At 56.5% G+C, this 16827-nt stretch carries 28 protein-coding genes; all 28 read left to right on the forward strand.

Features of this window, described 5'->3' with window-relative positions; translation table 11 throughout:
• The first annotated feature begins 16 nt into the window (after positions 1-16).
• Complete coding sequence (locus FIV00_RS14220) at positions 17-310, forward strand: regulator (RefSeq protein WP_152501365.1); 294 nt, start codon at positions 17-19, stop codon at positions 308-310.
• A 722-nt stretch (positions 311-1032) separates the two neighbouring features.
• The gene (gene rpsL, locus FIV00_RS14225; RefSeq protein WP_006936459.1) at positions 1033-1404 is read left to right on the forward strand and encodes a 30S ribosomal protein S12; all 372 of its coding nucleotides are present in this window, start codon (positions 1033-1035) and stop codon (positions 1402-1404) included.
• Positions 1405-1416: 12 nt separating this feature from the next.
• Entirely contained in the window at positions 1417-1887 is a 471-nt protein-coding gene (gene rpsG, locus FIV00_RS14230) for a 30S ribosomal protein S7 (protein WP_152501366.1), read from the forward strand.
• A gap of 25 nt (positions 1888-1912) precedes the next feature.
• Positions 1913-3988 (forward strand): elongation factor G, encoded by a 2076-nt coding sequence (gene fusA, locus FIV00_RS14235; RefSeq protein ID WP_152501367.1) that lies wholly within the window; start codon positions 1913-1915, stop codon positions 3986-3988.
• Between the two features lie 46 nt (positions 3989-4034).
• Positions 4035-5225: an elongation factor Tu gene (gene tuf / locus FIV00_RS14240; protein ID WP_152501357.1), complete on the forward strand. Its 1191-nt coding sequence runs from the start codon at positions 4035-4037 to the stop codon at positions 5223-5225.
• 72 nt (positions 5226-5297) lie between these two features.
• Positions 5298-5606: a 30S ribosomal protein S10 gene (rpsJ, locus tag FIV00_RS14245; RefSeq protein ID WP_006936455.1), complete on the forward strand. Its 309-nt coding sequence runs from the start codon at positions 5298-5300 to the stop codon at positions 5604-5606.
• 23 nt (positions 5607-5629) lie between these two features.
• The gene (gene rplC, locus FIV00_RS14250; protein ID WP_152501368.1) at positions 5630-6340 is read left to right on the forward strand and encodes a 50S ribosomal protein L3; all 711 of its coding nucleotides are present in this window, start codon (positions 5630-5632) and stop codon (positions 6338-6340) included.
• Positions 6340-6960, forward strand: a complete 621-nt coding sequence (rplD, locus tag FIV00_RS14255) for a 50S ribosomal protein L4 (protein WP_152501369.1) — start codon at positions 6340-6342, stop codon at positions 6958-6960. The genes rplC and rplD overlap by 1 nt, the downstream gene beginning before the upstream one ends.
• Positions 6957-7250, forward strand: a complete 294-nt coding sequence (locus FIV00_RS14260; RefSeq protein WP_152501370.1) for a 50S ribosomal protein L23 — start codon at positions 6957-6959, stop codon at positions 7248-7250. Before rplD ends, FIV00_RS14260 begins: the two co-directional genes overlap by 4 nt.
• Positions 7251-7268: 18 nt before the next feature.
• Positions 7269-8102 (forward strand): 50S ribosomal protein L2, encoded by an 834-nt coding sequence (rplB, locus tag FIV00_RS14265; protein WP_152501371.1) that lies wholly within the window; start codon positions 7269-7271, stop codon positions 8100-8102.
• 12 nt (positions 8103-8114) lie between these two features.
• A complete protein-coding gene (gene rpsS, locus FIV00_RS14270; protein ID WP_022998243.1) occupies positions 8115-8393 on the forward strand; it encodes a 30S ribosomal protein S19 in 279 nt (92 codons plus the stop codon).
• A 2-nt stretch (positions 8394-8395) separates the two neighbouring features.
• Positions 8396-8776, forward strand: coding sequence for a 50S ribosomal protein L22 (rplV, locus tag FIV00_RS14275; protein WP_152501372.1), 381 nt, complete (start codon positions 8396-8398; stop codon positions 8774-8776).
• Positions 8776-9504, forward strand: a complete 729-nt coding sequence (gene rpsC / locus FIV00_RS14280) for a 30S ribosomal protein S3 (RefSeq protein ID WP_152501373.1) — start codon at positions 8776-8778, stop codon at positions 9502-9504. Before rplV ends, rpsC begins: the two co-directional genes overlap by 1 nt.
• Before the next feature lie 47 nt (positions 9505-9551).
• Positions 9552-9965, forward strand: coding sequence for a 50S ribosomal protein L16 (gene rplP / locus FIV00_RS14285; protein ID WP_055115933.1), 414 nt, complete (start codon positions 9552-9554; stop codon positions 9963-9965).
• Between the two features lie 21 nt (positions 9966-9986).
• Complete coding sequence (gene rpmC / locus FIV00_RS14290; protein WP_152501374.1) at positions 9987-10187, forward strand: 50S ribosomal protein L29; 201 nt, start codon at positions 9987-9989, stop codon at positions 10185-10187.
• Positions 10188-10197: 10 nt separating this feature from the next.
• Complete coding sequence (gene rpsQ, locus FIV00_RS14295) at positions 10198-10428, forward strand: 30S ribosomal protein S17 (protein WP_152501375.1); 231 nt, start codon at positions 10198-10200, stop codon at positions 10426-10428.
• A gap of 67 nt (positions 10429-10495) precedes the next feature.
• Positions 10496-10864 (forward strand): 50S ribosomal protein L14, encoded by a 369-nt coding sequence (rplN, locus tag FIV00_RS14300; protein ID WP_008191626.1) that lies wholly within the window; start codon positions 10496-10498, stop codon positions 10862-10864.
• Positions 10864-11181, forward strand: coding sequence for a 50S ribosomal protein L24 (gene rplX, locus FIV00_RS14305; protein WP_152501376.1), 318 nt, complete (start codon positions 10864-10866; stop codon positions 11179-11181). The genes rplN and rplX overlap by 1 nt, the downstream gene beginning before the upstream one ends.
• A complete protein-coding gene (gene rplE / locus FIV00_RS14310) occupies positions 11174-11731 on the forward strand; it encodes a 50S ribosomal protein L5 (protein WP_152501377.1) in 558 nt (185 codons plus the stop codon). Before rplX ends, rplE begins: the two co-directional genes overlap by 8 nt.
• Before the next feature lie 21 nt (positions 11732-11752).
• The gene (gene rpsN / locus FIV00_RS14315; RefSeq protein ID WP_152501378.1) at positions 11753-12058 is read left to right on the forward strand and encodes a 30S ribosomal protein S14; all 306 of its coding nucleotides are present in this window, start codon (positions 11753-11755) and stop codon (positions 12056-12058) included.
• A gap of 12 nt (positions 12059-12070) precedes the next feature.
• Positions 12071-12469, forward strand: a complete 399-nt coding sequence (rpsH, locus tag FIV00_RS14320) for a 30S ribosomal protein S8 (protein ID WP_152501379.1) — start codon at positions 12071-12073, stop codon at positions 12467-12469.
• A 41-nt stretch (positions 12470-12510) separates the two neighbouring features.
• Positions 12511-13044: a 50S ribosomal protein L6 gene (gene rplF, locus FIV00_RS14325; RefSeq protein ID WP_152501380.1), complete on the forward strand. Its 534-nt coding sequence runs from the start codon at positions 12511-12513 to the stop codon at positions 13042-13044.
• A gap of 12 nt (positions 13045-13056) precedes the next feature.
• Positions 13057-13419: a 50S ribosomal protein L18 gene (rplR, locus tag FIV00_RS14330; protein WP_152501381.1), complete on the forward strand. Its 363-nt coding sequence runs from the start codon at positions 13057-13059 to the stop codon at positions 13417-13419.
• Between the two features lie 41 nt (positions 13420-13460).
• Positions 13461-14027 (forward strand): 30S ribosomal protein S5, encoded by a 567-nt coding sequence (gene rpsE, locus FIV00_RS14335; protein ID WP_152501382.1) that lies wholly within the window; start codon positions 13461-13463, stop codon positions 14025-14027.
• Positions 14028-14068: 41 nt separating this feature from the next.
• Entirely contained in the window at positions 14069-14266 is a 198-nt protein-coding gene (rpmD, locus tag FIV00_RS14340) for a 50S ribosomal protein L30 (RefSeq protein ID WP_006936433.1), read from the forward strand.
• A gap of 22 nt (positions 14267-14288) precedes the next feature.
• Entirely contained in the window at positions 14289-14756 is a 468-nt protein-coding gene (gene rplO, locus FIV00_RS14345) for a 50S ribosomal protein L15 (protein ID WP_152501383.1), read from the forward strand.
• A gap of 49 nt (positions 14757-14805) precedes the next feature.
• Positions 14806-16137 (forward strand): preprotein translocase subunit SecY, encoded by a 1332-nt coding sequence (gene secY / locus FIV00_RS14350; protein ID WP_152501384.1) that lies wholly within the window; start codon positions 14806-14808, stop codon positions 16135-16137.
• Positions 16134-16730 (forward strand): adenylate kinase, encoded by a 597-nt coding sequence (locus tag FIV00_RS14355; RefSeq protein WP_152501385.1) that lies wholly within the window; start codon positions 16134-16136, stop codon positions 16728-16730. Before secY ends, FIV00_RS14355 begins: the two co-directional genes overlap by 4 nt.
• Positions 16731-16827 lie beyond the last annotated feature (97 nt).

The following is a 16827-nucleotide window of genomic DNA, read 5'->3' on the forward strand; positions in this document are numbered from 1 at the left end:
CAGGCGGAAGTTAGCTATGAATGACAATGAAGTTGAAATGGATCCGGTCGTCTATATCGTCATCGGTCGGGTATGGGAGAACGAGGAAGCGTTGCCGGAGGACGCCATTACCATCCACGCGCTGCTCACTGCGCCGGATGATGATGATGCCGTGAGAAGAACACTTGAGTCCTTGTCTTCGCAGGGGTTTGCGGAAGCTGAGTTGGAGCAGATCGGCGTCATGGATGGTGAACCCGATGATCCGGTCTATGAAGGCGCCTACCAGGATGCACTTTCAGGCAATGTTGCGATTGTGACCTTTTCAGCCTGACACGGTGCTTACGCAGTTTGGACCGGTATCGCAATGTACGTTTCCTGGAGTACAGGTGAGGGGGAACTCCAACACTCAGCAGGATTGAAAGTTCTGCAAGGCCGATTGAAGCGGGCGTCATTGGCAATGCATCGAATTCTTCCCGTTCGGTTTGGAGAAGTGATTCATGAGAAGGAACAAGGCTCTTCGTTGGATCCGATCGTCAGAAGAGTCGCGCCGGGAATCGCGGTCATGCCGCTTCAATGGGGAATAGATCCCCTTGCTTCGTTAGCCGGAAAGTTGACTGCGAAATAAAATTACAAAACGGCGCGTGAATAGTGTCGCTCATTTGCCGTATCCGACGGAAATCATGTCACAAATTCGCATTGCCTATCGGTAATGCGCAAAGCCGCGGTTTTTTCGACAAAGCACTTGACGCAATGGGTGCATATGAGTAGTTTCCGCGCATCCCAAGGGCAGGCGGTAAGAGTGAACCCGTCCAGCGCTAACCAAGGCGCAGGACCCAATCCTCTTAAACGCTGCCGGGTTACATAGGCGAATACGCGTCGATTGCATGACCGCGAGGCAACTTGTGGTCCTCTGGTTTTTCGCAGCGCCGGCCGCTCAGTTCTGAGCGCGCTGGTGCAATTCTGCATGGCTAACGGTTTGCGCCGGTTGTCTGCAGGGCTGTGAGAACTGCAATTGCTAAAGAATTTTTGGATGGACAAGGTAAAGGGCAAAGAATGCCGACCATCAACCAGTTGATCCGCAAGCCGCGGAAAGATCCGCCGAAGCGGAACAAGGTGCCGGCCATGGAGGCCTGCCCCCAGAAGCGTGGTGTTTGCACCCGCGTTTACACGACGACGCCGAAGAAGCCGAACTCGGCTCTGCGTAAGGTGGCCAAAATCCGCCTGACCAACGGCTTCGAAGTCATTGGCTACATCCCGGGTGAAGGTCACAACCTTCAAGAGCACTCGGTGGTGATGATCCGCGGCGGCCGCGTGAAGGATTTGCCGGGTGTTCGTTATCACATCATCCGTGGTGTGCTCGATACCCAGGGCGTCAAGGATCGTAAGCAGCGTCGTTCGAAATACGGCGCCAAGCGGCCGAAGTAAGGAGCACATCAGATGTCCCGTCGTCACCGCGCAGAAAAACGCGAAATCAACCCGGATCCGAAGTTCGGGGATATCGTCGTCACCAAGTTCATGAACTCGATCATGTATGACGGCAAAAAGTCCACTGCAGAACGCATTGTTTACGGTGCGTTTGATGTGGTTGAGAACAAGACTCGTGAGAACCCGATTGAAGTGTTTCATGCTGCTCTTGAGAACGTTATGCCGCAAGTGGAAGTCCGTTCCCGCCGTGTTGGTGGTGCGACCTACCAGGTTCCGGTTGAAGTTCGTTCTGACCGCCGCCAGGCACTGGCAATTCGCTGGTTGATCACCGCAGCACGCAATCGCAACGAAACGACAATGGTTGATCGTCTTTCTGGCGAGTTGCTCGATGCTGCAAACAACCGTGGTACCGCAGTTAAGAAGCGTGAAGACACGCACCGGATGGCTGATGCCAACCGCGCGTTCTCGCACTATCGCTGGTAATTTGTGACTTCGAAGGGCTGACGCTATGTCGCGCACGCATAAAATCGAGGACTACCGCAACTTCGGCATCATGGCACACATCGATGCCGGTAAGACCACAACTACCGAGCGGATCCTCTACTACACAGGTAAGAGCCATAAGATCGGCGAAGTTCATGATGGCGCAGCCACCATGGACTGGATGGAGCAGGAGCAGGAGCGTGGCATCACGATCACGTCCGCTGCGACCACTGCATTCTGGAACGATAAGCGCCTGAACATCATCGACACCCCAGGACACGTTGACTTCACCATTGAGGTCGAACGTTCCTTGCGTGTTCTCGACGGTGCTGTCGCTCTTCTGGACGCAAATGCTGGCGTTGAGCCGCAGACAGAGACTGTTTGGCGTCAGGCCGACAAGTACAACGTCCCGCGGATGATCTTCGTCAACAAGATGGACAAGCTTGGTGCTGATTTCGATCGTTGTGTCGAAATGATCAGAAAGCGCCTCGGCTGCACACCGCTTGTTATGCAGCTTCCGGTTGGAGCTGAAAGCGATTTCGCAGGTGTTGTTGATCTTCTGGAAATGAAGGCACTCATCTGGCAGTCGGAAAATCTCGGTGCTGCTTGGGATGTTGTCGATATTCCAGCCGATCTTGCTGATCGCGCACAAGAGGCACGGGATGCTTTGGTCGAGACCGTTGTCGAGATCGAAGAAGAAGCGATGGAAGCTTATCTGGAAGGCGAAGAGCCATCCATCGATAAGATCAAAGAGCTTATCCGCAAGGGTACCATCAGCAACGAATTCGTTCCGGTATTCTGCGGTTCCGCGTTCAAGAACAAAGGCGTTCAGCCGCTTCTCGATGCTGTTGTCGATTTTCTTCCGAGCCCGGTGGAAGTGCCTGCGATTAAAGGCATCGATCCCAAGAACGAAGAAGAAGTCGAGCGCAAATCATCTGATGAAGAGCCGCTTGGTCTGCTGGCGTTCAAGATTGCAAACGATCCGTTTGTCGGTTCCTTGACGTTCTGCCGCATCTACTCTGGCGTTCTGAACAAGGGCACGTCTTTGCTCAATACGGTCAAGGACAAGCGTGAGCGCGTCGGCCGGATGATGCAGATGCACTCCAACTCCCGTGACGACATTGATGTGGCCTATGCAGGCGACATCGTGGCGATTGCAGGTCTTAAGGACACCACGACAGGCGACACGCTTTGTGATCCGCTGAAGCCGGTGATCCTGGAGCGTATGGAGTTCCCTGAGCCGGTCATCGAGATCGCGGTTGAGCCGAAAACCAAAGGCGACCAGGAAAAAATGGGCCTTGCCCTGAACCGCCTGGCAGCTGAGGACCCGTCCTTCCGCGTCAAGACTGACGAAGAATCCGGTCAGACAATCATCGCCGGTATGGGCGAGTTGCACCTGGACATCATCGTTGATCGCATGAAGCGCGAATTCAAGGTTGAAGCCAACATCGGTGCTCCGCAGGTTGCTTACCGTGAAACCATCACCAAACAGGCTGATGTGGATTACACCCACAAGAAGCAGTCCGGTGGTTCCGGCCAGTTCGCTCGCATCAAGCTCACCATTGAGCCGTCCGAGCCGAATGAAGGTTATGTCTTCGAGAGCTCCGTCGTCGGCGGTAACGTTCCGAAGGAATACATCCCGGGTGTTACCAAAGGTATTGAGAGCGTGATGTCTTCCGGTCCGCTGGCAGGCTTCCCGATGCTCGACATCAAGGCAACTCTCACCGACGGTGCATACCACGACGTTGACTCCTCAGTGCTCGCATTCGAAATCGCCGGCCGTGCCGGCTTCCGCGAAGCGATCCAGAAGGCCGGCCCGAAATTGCTCGAGCCGATCATGAAAGTCGAGGTTGTTACCCCGGAAGACTACATGGGTGATGTGATAGGTGACCTGAACTCCCGCCGCGGCCAGATCGCGGGTACGGAGAACAGGGGCGTTGTCACAGTCATCACCGCAATGGTTCCGCTGGCCAATATGTTTGGCTATGTGAACAACTTGCGTTCCATGTCTCAAGGCCGCGCCCAATACTCGATGGTGTTCGATCACTACGAGCAGGTGCCGCAGGCTGTCGCCGAAGAGGTTCAGGCGAAATACGCCTGATCCCAGCCTCTTAACGTCAAAAGAAATAGAGAAACGGAGTAATCCGATGGCGAAGGAAAAATTTGAGCGCAACAAGCCGCACGTTAACATTGGCACGATTGGCCACGTTGACCATGGCAAGACGACGCTGACCGCTGCGATCACCATGACGCTTGCAGAAGCAGGTGGTGCCGAAGCAAAAGCTTATGACGAGATTGACGGTGCGCCTGAAGAGAAGGCTCGCGGTATCACGATCTCCACGGCTCACGTTGAGTATGAGACGGACGCCCGTCACTACGCCCACGTTGACTGCCCTGGTCACGCCGATTACGTGAAGAACATGATCACCGGTGCTGCTCAGATGGATGGCGGTATCCTGGTTGTGTCTTCCGCAGACGGCCCGATGCCGCAGACCCGCGAGCACATTCTGCTTGCCCGTCAGGTTGGCGTTCCGGCTCTTGTTGTTTTCATGAACAAGGTTGACCAGGTCGACGACGAAGAGCTTCTTGAGCTTGTCGAGATGGAAATCCGTGAGCTTCTGTCTTCTTACGAGTTCCCGGGCGACGACATTCCGATCGTCAAGGGTTCCGCGCTTGCAGCTGTTGAGAACCGCGATGCGGCGATTGGCCGTGACGCGATCCGTGAGCTGATGAATCAGGTTGACGAATACATCCCGACGCCAGAGCGTCCGAAGGATCAGCCGTTCCTGATGCCGATCGAAGACGTGTTCTCGATCTCCGGCCGCGGTACTGTTGTGACCGGTCGTGTTGAGCGCGGTGTGATCAACGTGGGTGAAGAAGTCGAGATCGTCGGCATCAAAGACACCCAGAAGACGACGGTTACCGGCGTTGAAATGTTCCGCAAGCTGCTGGACAGCGGTGAAGCCGGCGACAACATCGGTGCTCTGATCCGCGGTGTTGGCCGTGAAGACGTTGAGCGTGGCCAGGTTCTTTGTAAGCCGGGTTCTGTTACCCCGCACACGAAGTTCAAGGCAGAGGCCTACATTCTGACGAAGGAAGAGGGTGGCCGTCATACGCCGTTCTTCACCAACTACCGTCCTCAGTTCTACTTCCGTACGACTGACGTGACCGGTGTTGTTTCCCTTCCGGAAGGCACTGAAATGGTTATGCCTGGCGACAACGTTTCCGTTGACGTTGAGCTGATCGTGCCGATCGCCATGGAAGAAGGCCTGCGCTTCGCGATCCGCGAAGGTGGCCGTACCGTCGGCGCAGGCGTCGTCGCTTCAATCATCGAATAGTCGACAGCCGGGCCTGCCGGCGCTTCAAACCGAAACGCGGGCAGGTCCGCAGTCTTATTGGGAACAATAACAATGAACGGTCAGAATATCCGGATCCGCCTCAAGGCGTTTGACCACCGTATTCTGGACGCCTCCACTAAGGAGATCGTCAATACGGCCAAGCGGACCGGTGCTCAGGTACGGGGTCCCGTACCGCTGCCGACGCGGATCGAGAAGTACACTGTGCTTCGCGGACCGCACATCGATAAGAAAAGCCGCGATCAGTTCGAGATGCGTACACATAAGCGCCTCCTCGACATCGTTGATCCGACGCCCCAGACGGTGGACGCGCTGATGAAGCTCGACCTTGCCGCTGGTGTCGACGTCGAGATCAAGCTTTAAGCCGGGTCGAAGGGGACACATCCATGCGTTCTGGAGTGATCGCTCAGAAAGTGGGCATGACCCGCATCTACAACGATGCAGGCGAGCATGTTCCGGTCACGGTTTTGCGGCTGGAAAACTGCCAGGTGGTAGCCCACCGGACTGAAGAAAAGAATGGTTACACTGCGCTGCAACTTGGCGCTGGTACCCGTAAGGTTAAGAACACGCCGAAGGCTCTGCGCGGTCATTTTGCCGTCGCCAAAGTCGAGCCGAAGCGGACTGTCGCTGAATTCCGCGTTTCCGCGGACAACATGATCGACGTTGGCGCTGAGCTGACTGCCAATCACTATGTTGAAGGCCAGTTCGTTGATGTGACCGGCACTTCCATCGGTAAAGGTTTTGCCGGTGCGATGAAGCGTCACAACTTCGGTGGTGGCCGTGCAACACACGGTAACTCGATCTCGCACCGCTCACACGGTTCTACCGGTCAGTGTCAGGATCCGGGCCGCGTGTTCAAGGGCAAGAAAATGGCCGGTCATATGGGCGATGCCCGCGTGACCACGCAGAACCTGAAGGTTGTGCGCACTGATGTTGAGCGTGGCTTGATCATGGTCGAGGGTTCTGTTCCGGGCGCCAAGGGCGGTTGGATCCTGGTCCGCGACGCGGTCAAAAAGGCGCTGCCGGAAAATGTTCCGGTTCCGGGTGCTTTCAAAGCAACCGAAGCGACTGAAGCTGCCGGGAAGGAGAGTGAGTGATGGAACTCCAGGTCAAGACCCTCGCAGGTGGGGCGGCCGGTTCGATCACGGTGTCTGACGAGATCTTCGGTCTCGAGCCGCGCACCGATTTGATCCACCGTGTGGTGCGTTGGCAGCTGGCGAAACGCCAGACCGGCACCCACAAGGCGCTGAAGCGCGCAGAGATTTCCGGCTCGACGAAGAAATTCGTCCGTCAGAAAGGCTCCGGCGGTGCGCGCCACGGTAACAAGAAGGCTCCGCAGTTCCGCGGTGGTGGCAAGGCCTTCGGCCCGGTCGTTCGCGACCACAGCCACGAATTGCCGAAAAAGGTTCGTGTGCTCGGTTTGAAGCATGCCCTGTCGGCAAAAGCCAAAACTGAGAGCATTGTCGTTGTTGAAGACGCCAAGGCTGCCGAAGCCAAGACCAAGGCCCTCAAGGACCAGCTGAACAAGCTTGGCCTGACGAGCGCTCTTGTTATCGACGGTGCTGAAGTCGACAACAACTTTGCACTGGCCTCACGCAACATTCCTCATTTGGATGTGCTGCCGGTTCAGGGCATCAACGTTTACGACATCCTGCGTGCCAACACTCTGGTGTTGACCAAGGCTGCGGTGTCTGCACTTGAGGAGCGCTTCAAATGAGCAAACTTCCTCACTACGACAAGATCGTCGGCCCGGTAATCACCGAAAAGTCGACGATGGCTTCTGAAGAGAACAAGGTTGTCTTCAAAGTTGCCAACGATGCAACGAAGCCGGAAATCAAGGCCGCAGTCGAAGCGCTGTTCGGTGTCAAGGTCACGGCAGTGAACACTCTCGTCCGTAAGGGCAAGGTCAAGCGCTTCCGCGGACGTCTTGGCCGGCAGTCTGACTTCAAGAAGGCCGTCGTTACGCTGCAGGAAGGTCACGCAATCGACGTGACCACCGGGCTCTAAGACGGGGACTTAAGAAAAATGGCACTTAAGACATTCAACCCGACGTCCCCAGGCCGCCGTCAGCTTGTACAGGTTGACCGCTCTGGTCTGTGGAAAGGCAAGCCGGTCAAGACTTTGACCGAAGGCCTGTCCAAGAAGGGTGGTCGTAACAACACCGGTCGCCTGACGTCACCGAACCGCGGTGGCGGTCACAAACGGTCCTACCGTCTTGTGGACTTCAAGCGCCGCAAGTGGGACGTACCGGCAACGGTCGAGCGTCTGGAATACGATCCGAACCGGACCGCATTCATCGCTCTTATCCGCTACGAAGACGGTGAGTTGAGCTACATCCTGGCGCCTCAGCGTCTGGCCGTTGGCGACACTGTTTCTGCTGGTGAAAACGTCGACGTCAAGCCGGGCAACGCAGCACCGCTGTCGCGTATCCCGGTTGGTACGATCGTACACAACATCGAACTGAAGCCGGGCAAAGGTGCCCAGATCGCCCGCTCCGCCGGTGCGTTCGTTCAGATCGTTGGCCGTGACCAGGGCTACACAACGCTGCGCCTTATGTCTGGCGAGCAGCGCCGTGTGCTCGGCACATGCATGGCTACGATTGGCGCTGTGTCCAACCCGGACCATGCCAACGTAAACCTCGGCAAAGCAGGCCGTTCCCGCTGGCTTGGCATTCGTCCGCATACGCGTGGTGTTGCCATGAACCCGATCGATCACCCACACGGTGGTGGTGAAGGCCGGACCTCAGGCGGTCGTCATCCGGTTACTCCTTGGGGTAAACCGACCAAAGGTAAGCGCACCCGGCGTAACAAGCAGACCGATAAGTTTATCGTCCGCAGCCGTCACGCGCGTAAGAAGTAAAGGACAAGGATCGTGGCACGTTCGATCTGGAAAGGTCCGTTTGTCGACGGGTATCTGCTGAAGAAAGCTGACAAGGTTCGCGAATCCGGCCGGAACGAGGTCATCAAGACCTGGAGCCGCCGCTCAACGATCCTGCCGCAGTTCGTCGGTTTGACCTTCGGCGTCTACAACGGTCAAAAGCACGTTCCGGTGCTGGTGTCTGAAGAGATGATTGGTCACAAGTTCGGTGAATTTTCGCCGAGCCGGACCTACTACGGACACGGCGCCGACAAGAAGGCAAAGAGGAAGTAACGATGGGCAAGCCGAAGCGTGAGCGGACGCTCGCTGACAACGAGGCTCGGGCAATGACCCGCATGCTGCGCATTTCTCCGCGCAAGCTGAACCTCGTTGCGGCTGCTATCCGCGGCAAAAAGGTCGGCTCCGCCATTGCGGATCTGACATTCTCCCGCAAGCGCATTGCGCAGGACGTCAAGAAAACTCTGATGTCTGCCGTTGCAAACGCGGAAAACAATCATGACCTGGACATCGACAACCTAGTGGTTGCCGAGGCTCATGTTGGCAAGGCATTTGTCATCAAGCGCTTCCAGGCCCGTGCACGCGGACGCGTCGGCCGGATCGAGAAGCCTTTCTCGAACCTGACCATCGTTGTGCGCGAAGTTGAGGAGACTGCCTGATGGGACATAAAGTAAATCCGATCGGCATGCGCCTTGGGATCAACCGCACCTGGGATTCCCGCTGGTTCGCGAACAAGAACGAATATGGCGATCTTCTTCATGAGGATTTCCGCATCCGTGAGTTCCTGTTGAAGGAGCTCAAGCAGGCGGCTGTTTCCAAAGTGGTTATCGAGCGCCCGCACAAAAAATGCCGTGTTTCCATTCACTCCGGTCGTCCGGGTGTGGTTATCGGTAAAAAGGGTGCCGATATCGAGCGTCTTCGCAAGAAGATTGCCGACATCACCAATTCGGAAGTGCACATCAACATTGTTGAAGTTCGCAAGCCGGAAATCGACGCGACCCTTGTTGCCGCTTCGATCGCTCAGCAGCTGGAACGCCGTGTTGCCTTCCGCCGCGCCATGAAGCGGGCTGTTCAGTCCGCCATGCGTCTCGGCGCTCAGGGCATCCGGATCAACTGCGGCGGACGTCTCGGTGGCGCAGAAATCGCTCGTATCGAATGGTACCGTGAAGGCCGCGTGCCGCTCCACACTCTGCGTGCTGACATCGATTACGGTGTTGCCAGCGCTCACACGGCTTACGGCGTGTGCGGTGTGAAGGTCTGGATCTTCAAGGGTGAAATTCTGGAACACGATCCTATGGCGTCTGAACGCCGTGCGAGCGCTGTGACAGACGGAAACCAGGGTGATCGCGGCGGACGCCGGGATCGGGGCCGCGAGCGCGCAGCTTAATTCAAGCTGCCTGCCGCTCGTAAGATAAGAAAGACGAGAGAAGAACGATGCTGCAACCGAAGCGCACAAAGTTCCGCAAGCAGCACAAAGGCCGCATTCACGGCTTGTCGAAGGGAGGCACCGACCTCAACTTCGGCGCATTCGGTCTGAAGGCTTTGGAGCCAGAGCGTGTTACTGCACGTCAGATCGAAGCGGCCCGTCGTGCTATGACCCGCCACATGAAACGTGCGGGTCGTGTTTGGATCCGTATCTTCCCGGACGTTCCGGTTTCTTCGAAGCCTGCTGAAGTCCGCATGGGTAAGGGTAAGGGTTCTCCGGATTACTGGGCTTGCCGCGTCAAGCCTGGCCGGATCATGTTCGAAATTGACGGTGTGCCGGAAGACATTGCGCGTGAAGCGATGCGTCTTGCTGCTGCCAAACTGCCGATCAAATGCCGTTTCGTTCAGCGTATCGGCGAGTAAGGCAGTCGAGGAGTTAATGCCATGAAGGCGACCGAAGTACGGGCGAAAACCGTTGATGAGCTCCGCACGGAACTCGAAGGTCTGAAGAAAGAGCAGTTCAATCTGCGTTTTCAGAAGGCAACGGGTCAGCTTGAAAACACAGCGCGCGTCCGGCAGATCCGCCGCGACATCGCGCGTATCCAGACGATCATGCGCGAAAAGCGCGTGACGGCGAACGCTTAAGGAGACGGCAATGCCAAAGCGTATCCTGCAGGGCACCGTTGTCGGCGACGCCAATGACAAGACGGTGACGGTGAACGTGGAGCGTCGCTTCACACACCCGCTGCTGAAGAAGACTGTGCGCCGGACTAAAAAGTACCGCGCACACGACGAAAGCAATCAATACAAGATTGGCGACTCTGTTCAGATCGAAGAGTGCGCGCCGATCTCGAAAAACAAACGTTGGACTGTGGTCACTCAGTGACCACGCTCCGATCAAGTGAGCATCAGGCGCTTAACCGAGCGCCAATAGAAGAACAAGGCAGCCAGTCATGATTCAGATGCAAACAAACCTCGACGTCGCCGATAATTCCGGTGCGCGTCGTGTCATGTGCATCAAAGTGCTCGGCGGCTCCAAGCGTAAATATGCCCAGGTCGGCGACATTATCGTCGTCTCCGTCAAAGAGGCTATTCCGCGGGGCCGCGTTAAGAAGGGCGACGTGATGAAGGCTGTCGTCGTGCGCACGGCAAAGGATATCCGCCGTCCCGATGGCAGCGTGATCCGGTTCGACCGCAATGCGGCCGTGCTGGTCAACAACAATAAGGAGCCGGTCGGCACCCGTATCTTTGGTCCGGTGCCGCGCGAACTCCGTGCAAAAAACCATATGAAAATCATTTCGCTCGCGCCGGAGGTGCTCTGATGGCTGCGAAAATTAAAAAAGGCGACACGGTGGTTGTACTGACCGGCCGTGACAAGGGTAAGTCCGGCGAAGTCATCCAGATGCTGACCGCCGATAACAAGGCCCTGGTCCGTGGCATCAACATGGTTCGCCGCCACCAGAAGCAGACCCAGACCCAGGAAGCTGGCATCGTTGCTAAGGAAGCACCGATCCATCTCTCCAACGTCTCCCTGGTCGATCCTAAGGACGGCAAGGCGACTCGCGTCGGCTTCAAAGTGCAGGACGATGGCACCAAGGTTCGTGTGGCCAAGCGTTCGGGAGACCTGATCGATGGCTGAGTCCACTAATGTGCCGCGTCTTCGGACGCATTACGATGAAGTCGTGCGCAAGCAGCTTCTGGAACAGTTCCAGTATAAGAACGTTATGCAGGTTCCGCAGCTGGAAAAGATCGTCCTGAACATCGGTGTCGGTGAGGCGGTTGGCGATTCCAAGAAAGCGCGCATCGCAGCAGAAGACCTGGCAGCAATCGCCGGTCAGAAGCCGGTCATCACCAAGGCTAAGAAATCCATCGCAACCTTCAAGGTTCGTGAAGGCATGCCACTTGGTGCCAAGGTGACCCTGCGCCGCCAGCAGATGTACGAGTTCATGGACCGTCTGATCACCATCGCGCTGCCGCGCGTTCGTGACTTCCGTGGTCTGAACCCGAAAAGCTTCGACGGTCGCGGCAACTATGCCATGGGCATCAAAGAACACATCGTGTTCCCGGAAATCGAGTACGACAAGGTCGACCAGATCTGGGGCATGGACGTGATCGTTTGCACAACGGCATCGACGGATGACGAGGCGCGCGAGCTTCTGCGCGCGTTCAACTTCCCGTTCACGAAGTAACGGGCAAGGAAGGGAACGACGATGGCGAAGAAAAGCGCAATCGAGAAAAACAAGCGCCGCGAGAAGCTTGTCAAGAAATACGCTGAGAAGCGCACCGCTCTGAAGGCAATGGCCAAAGATGAAAGCCTGTCCCTGGAAGAGCGTTACAACGCCCGCCTGAAGCTGGCAAAACTGCCGCGGAATTCCGCGCCGAACCGTGTTCGCAATCGCTGCGAAGTGTCCGGCCGTCCGCGCGGTTTTTACCGCAAGCTGAAGATGTCGCGTATTGCGCTTCGTGAACTGGGTTCTCTGGGTAAAATCCCGGGCCTGGTCAAGTCGAGCTGGTAAGGAGAAACTCCGATGGCAATTTCTGATCCGTTGGGGGATATGCTGACCCGCATCCGCAACGCGCAATTGCGCCGCAAGAGCAAGGTCAGTTCACCAAAATCCAAATTGCGTGCACACGTACTTGATGTGCTCGCAAAAGAGGGTTACATCCGTGGCTACACTTCGGTTGACTATGAGGGCGGTAAGTCCGAGTTGGAAATCGAATTGAAGTATTTCGACGGTGAACCGGTTATTCGCACGATTGAACGTGTGTCCAAGCCGGGCCGCCGCGTTTACTCCTCGGTGAAAAACATCCCGCATGTCTCTAATGGCCTGGGTGTGTCGATCATTTCGACGCCACGTGGTGTCATGAGCGACCATCAGGCGCGGGAAGAAAATGTAGGTGGTGAGGTTCTTTGCCGCGTCTTCTGAGGCGGCATTCTCACTGTTAAAACAACGACAAGGTTGGTCATATGTCTCGTATTGGCAAAAAGCCAGTCCCCGTGCCAAGCGGGGTAACGGCATCGATCGACGGTCAGACGGTTACGATCAAAGGCCCGAAAGGCGAAAAGTCTTTCTTGCTGAATGATCTTGTTCTGGCCGAAATGACGGATGACGGGATCAAAATCGATCCGCGTAACAACACCAAGCCGGCTCGCTCCATGTGGGGTATGAGCCGTACCATGGTGTCGAACCTGATTACCGGTGTAACCGATGGTTTCAAAAAGGACCTCGCGATTACTGGTGTCGGTTACCGTGCACAGGTCCAGGGTCAAAACCTTCAGCTGGCGCTCGGTTTCTCGCATGACGTCGTCTATCCGATCCCGGAAGGCATCGATATTAAGTGCCCGAAACCGACGGAAATCAGCATCACCGGAACCGACAAGCAACGTGTCGGCCAGGTGGCAGCCGAAATCCGTGAATTCCGCCCGCCGGAGCCGTATAAAGGCAAAGGCGTACGTTATGCAGACGAATTTATCGTCCGCAAAGAAGGCAAGAAGAAGTAACGGACCTGGATCATGGCGAACAGCAAACAAGCTTTCGAGCGCCGCCGCGATCGCGTGCGTCGTTCGATCAGGAAAGCCGCCGGCGGACGTCCGCGCCTTTCCATCTTCCGCTCGTCGAAGCAGATCTACGCCCAGATCATTGACGATGCGAAGGGGCACACGATTGCCTCTGCTTCAACGATCGAAACAGATCTCAAGGGCAGCCTGAAAACGGGCGCCGATGTTGCAGCAGCTGCTGCTGTCGGCAAGCTTGTAGCCGAGCGCGCAGTTGCCGCTGGCATCAAGCAGGTCGTGTTCGACCGAGGTGGGTACATGTATCATGGGCGCGTCAAAGCGCTTGCTGATGCAGCCCGCGAAGGTGGACTTGAATTCTGACCAGCGCCCGTTGGCGCTCTTAAGAACGGAAGACGTATAAAATGGCGAGACATGAAAATCGCGATCGCGACGAGCGAGACAGCGAATTCGTCGACAAGCTCGTTCACATCAACCGCGTTGCCAAAGTGGTCAAGGGTGGCCGCCGTTTCGGCTTCGCCGCTCTGGTAGTGGTTGGTGATCAGAAGGGCCGTGTCGGCTTCGGTCATGGCAAGGCACGTGAAGTGCCGGAAGCCATCCGGAAAGCAACTGAAGCTGCAAAGCGCACAATGATCCGTGTGCCGCTTCGCGAAGGCCGGACCCTTCACCACGATGTGGAAGGCCGTCACGGTGCGGGCAAGGTTCTGCTGCGTGCAGCTCCGGCTGGTACGGGTATCATTGCAGGTGGTCCAATGCGTGCCGTCTTTGAAACGCTTGGCGTTCAGGACGTTGTGGCAAAGTCGCTGGGAACATCCAACCCTTACAACATGGTTCGTGCAACATTCGCTGCACTGACCAAAGAAGACAGCCCGCGCTCCGTCGCAGCTCGCCGAGGCCTGAAGGTCTCTGTGCTGCAGTCGCGGCGTCGTGACAACAACGATGAGGCGGCTCCGGCTGCCGCTGAGGCTTGACCTTAGCGGCTCGGGTCCCCAGCTGAAAGAGGGTAGGTTCCATGGCGAACACCGAAAAGACTGTTACGGTCGAACAGATCGGCAGCCCGCTGCGCCGTCCTAAGGACCAGCGCGCGACGCTTGTCGGTCTTGGCCTGAACAAGATGCACCGCCGTTCCACGCTGAAGGATACTCCGGAAGTGCGCGGCATGATCAATAAGGTCCAGCATCTCGTTCGCGTCGTCGAAGACAACGCGTAAGAACGGGGTGAGGAGAGAGAACATGAAGCTCAACGAACTTCGTGATAACGAAGGCGCAACACCAGAGCGCACCCGCGTTGGACGCGGTATCGGTTCTGGCAAGGGCAAGACCGGTGGCCGTGGTGTCAAAGGTCAGAAGTCCCGTTCCGGCGTCGCTATCAAAGGCTTTGAAGGCGGTCAGATGCCGCTTCACCGCCGTTTGCCGAAACGCGGCTTCACGAACATTTTTGCCAAGGACTTCAATACTGTGTCCGTCGGCCGTGTTCAGAAGGCGATTGATGCCGGCAAATTGAATGCATCCGAAACCGTGACGGTTGAAGCCCTGAAGGCTGCCGGCGTCGTCAAACGGATCCGTGATGGCGTGCGCATCGTTGCAAACGGTGAACTCACTGCTGCAGTGACATTTGAAGTGGCTGGTGCCTCCAAGGGTGCTGTGGCTGCAATCGAAAAAGCGGGCGGCAAGATTGCCGTTCAGGGAGCTCAGGCTTAACAGCCTGGGCTTTTCCCATTTTTGGGCAAGCATCTGACCGGAGTAGGGCATGGCATCGGCCGCCGAGCAACTGGCGTCAAATCTAAATTTCTCAGCTTTCGCCAAGGCTGAAGAACTCAAAAAGCGCATCTGGTTCACGCTAGGGGCGCTTTTGGTTTATCGACTGGGCACTTACATTCCGATGCCCGGCATCAATCCGGAAGCCTTTGCGCAGGCCTTTGATCAGGCGCAGCAAGGCATTATCGGCATGTTCAACATGTTCGCCGGTGGTGCGGTCGAGCGGATGGCGATCTTCGCCCTCGGCATCATGCCGTATATTTCCGCCTCCATTATCATGCAGCTGATGACGACGGTCGTTCCGACCCTTGAGCAGCTGAAAAAGGAAGGCGAACAGGGCCGCAAGGTCATCAACCAGTACACCAGGTACGGTACCGTCATTCTGGCGGCGTTCCAGGCCTACGGCATTGCTGTCGGGCTTGAAGGCGCAACCAATGTGGTTACCGATCCGGGCTGGTTCTTCCGTGCATCCACCGTAATCACGCTTGTCGGCGGCACCATGTTCCTGATGTGGCTTGGCGAACAGATCACGTCGCGCGGCATCGGCAATGGTATTTCGCTGATCATCTTTGCCGGCATTGTCGCCGGTCTGCCTTCAGCAGTGGTTCAGACGCTTGAACTTGGTCGTCAGGGCTCCCTGGCAACCGGTATCATTCTGGCAGTCATCATCCTCGCTGTTGTGGTTATCGCGTTCATCGTGTTCATGGAGCGTGCGCAGCGTCGTCTTCTGATCCAATATCCGAAGCGGCAGATGGGCAACCGCATGTTCGAGGGCAACACCTCGTTCCTGCCATTGAAGCTGAACACCGCTGGTGTCATTCCGCCGATCTTCGCGTCGTCACTTCTGCTCGTACCGGCAACGCTTTCCGGTTTTGGGCAAGGTAGCGGCAACGAGTGGCTGACATACATCACAGCGGCACTTGGACACGGGCAGCCGCTGTTCATGGTGTTCTATGCTGCCATGATCATTTTCTTCTGTTTCTTCTATACGGCGATCGTGTTCAACCCGAGTGATACGGCCGACAATCTGAAGAAACACGGCGGTTTCATCCCTGGCATTCGTCCTGGTGAACGCACTGCGCAATATATCGACCATGTGCTGACGCGCATTACAGTTGTCGGTGCGCTTTACATTACCGTCGTTTGTCTATTACCCGAATTCCTAATATCGGCCACTGGCGTTCCGTTTTACTTCGGGGGCACCTCTTTGCTAATTGTGGTTAGCGTGACAATGGATACCGTATCGCAGATCCAGGGCCACTTGCTTGCACACCAGTACGAGGGGCTCGTGAAAAAAGCGAAACTCAGGGGGAAACGTCGATGAGGCTAATTCTGGTAGGACCGCCAGGAGCGGGGAAGGGAACGCAGGCCATTCGGCTTGTTGAAAAATACGGCATTCCGCAGCTCTCCACGGGAGACATGCTACGGGCCGCCGTTGCCGCCCAGACCCCGGTCGGCCTCAAAGCCAAGGAAGTGATGGATTCCGGCGGGCTCGTCTCTGATGAGATCGTCGTCGGTATTATCCGCGACCGGATCGCAGAAGACGATGCAAAGAATGGTTTCATTCTTGACGGCTTCCCGCGCACCGTTGCCCAGGCTGAGGCACTGGACGAAATGCTCGAGGCCGGTAGCTACAAAGTAGATGCCGTCGTTGAGCTGCGCGTCGACCAGACCAAACTCGTTGATCGTATCGTGAAGCGGGCTGAAGATGCCAAAGCAGCCGGTGAGCCGGTTCGCAAGGATGACGACCCGATCGTCTTCAAGCAAAGGCTCGAAGCATATAACCGCGATACCGCAGTTGTTGTCCCTTATTACGAGAAGACCGGCCTGCTTCATGTCATCGATGGAATGCAATCCATTGAAGAAGTTGCAGGGTCTATAGATTCCGTACTTCAAGGTCTTGACGAAAGGGTTTAGAGCCGGTAAACGACGCGCTCTACCTTACAGTTAAGCCGGTTCCATGGATGTGGGACCGGCATTCTCTGTGCCGGGACCATCCCGGCATTTTCACACC

It is taken from the genome of Labrenzia sp. THAF82, assembly GCF_009363435.1.
Taxonomy (GTDB): domain Bacteria; phylum Pseudomonadota; class Alphaproteobacteria; order Rhizobiales; family Stappiaceae; genus Roseibium; species Roseibium porphyridii.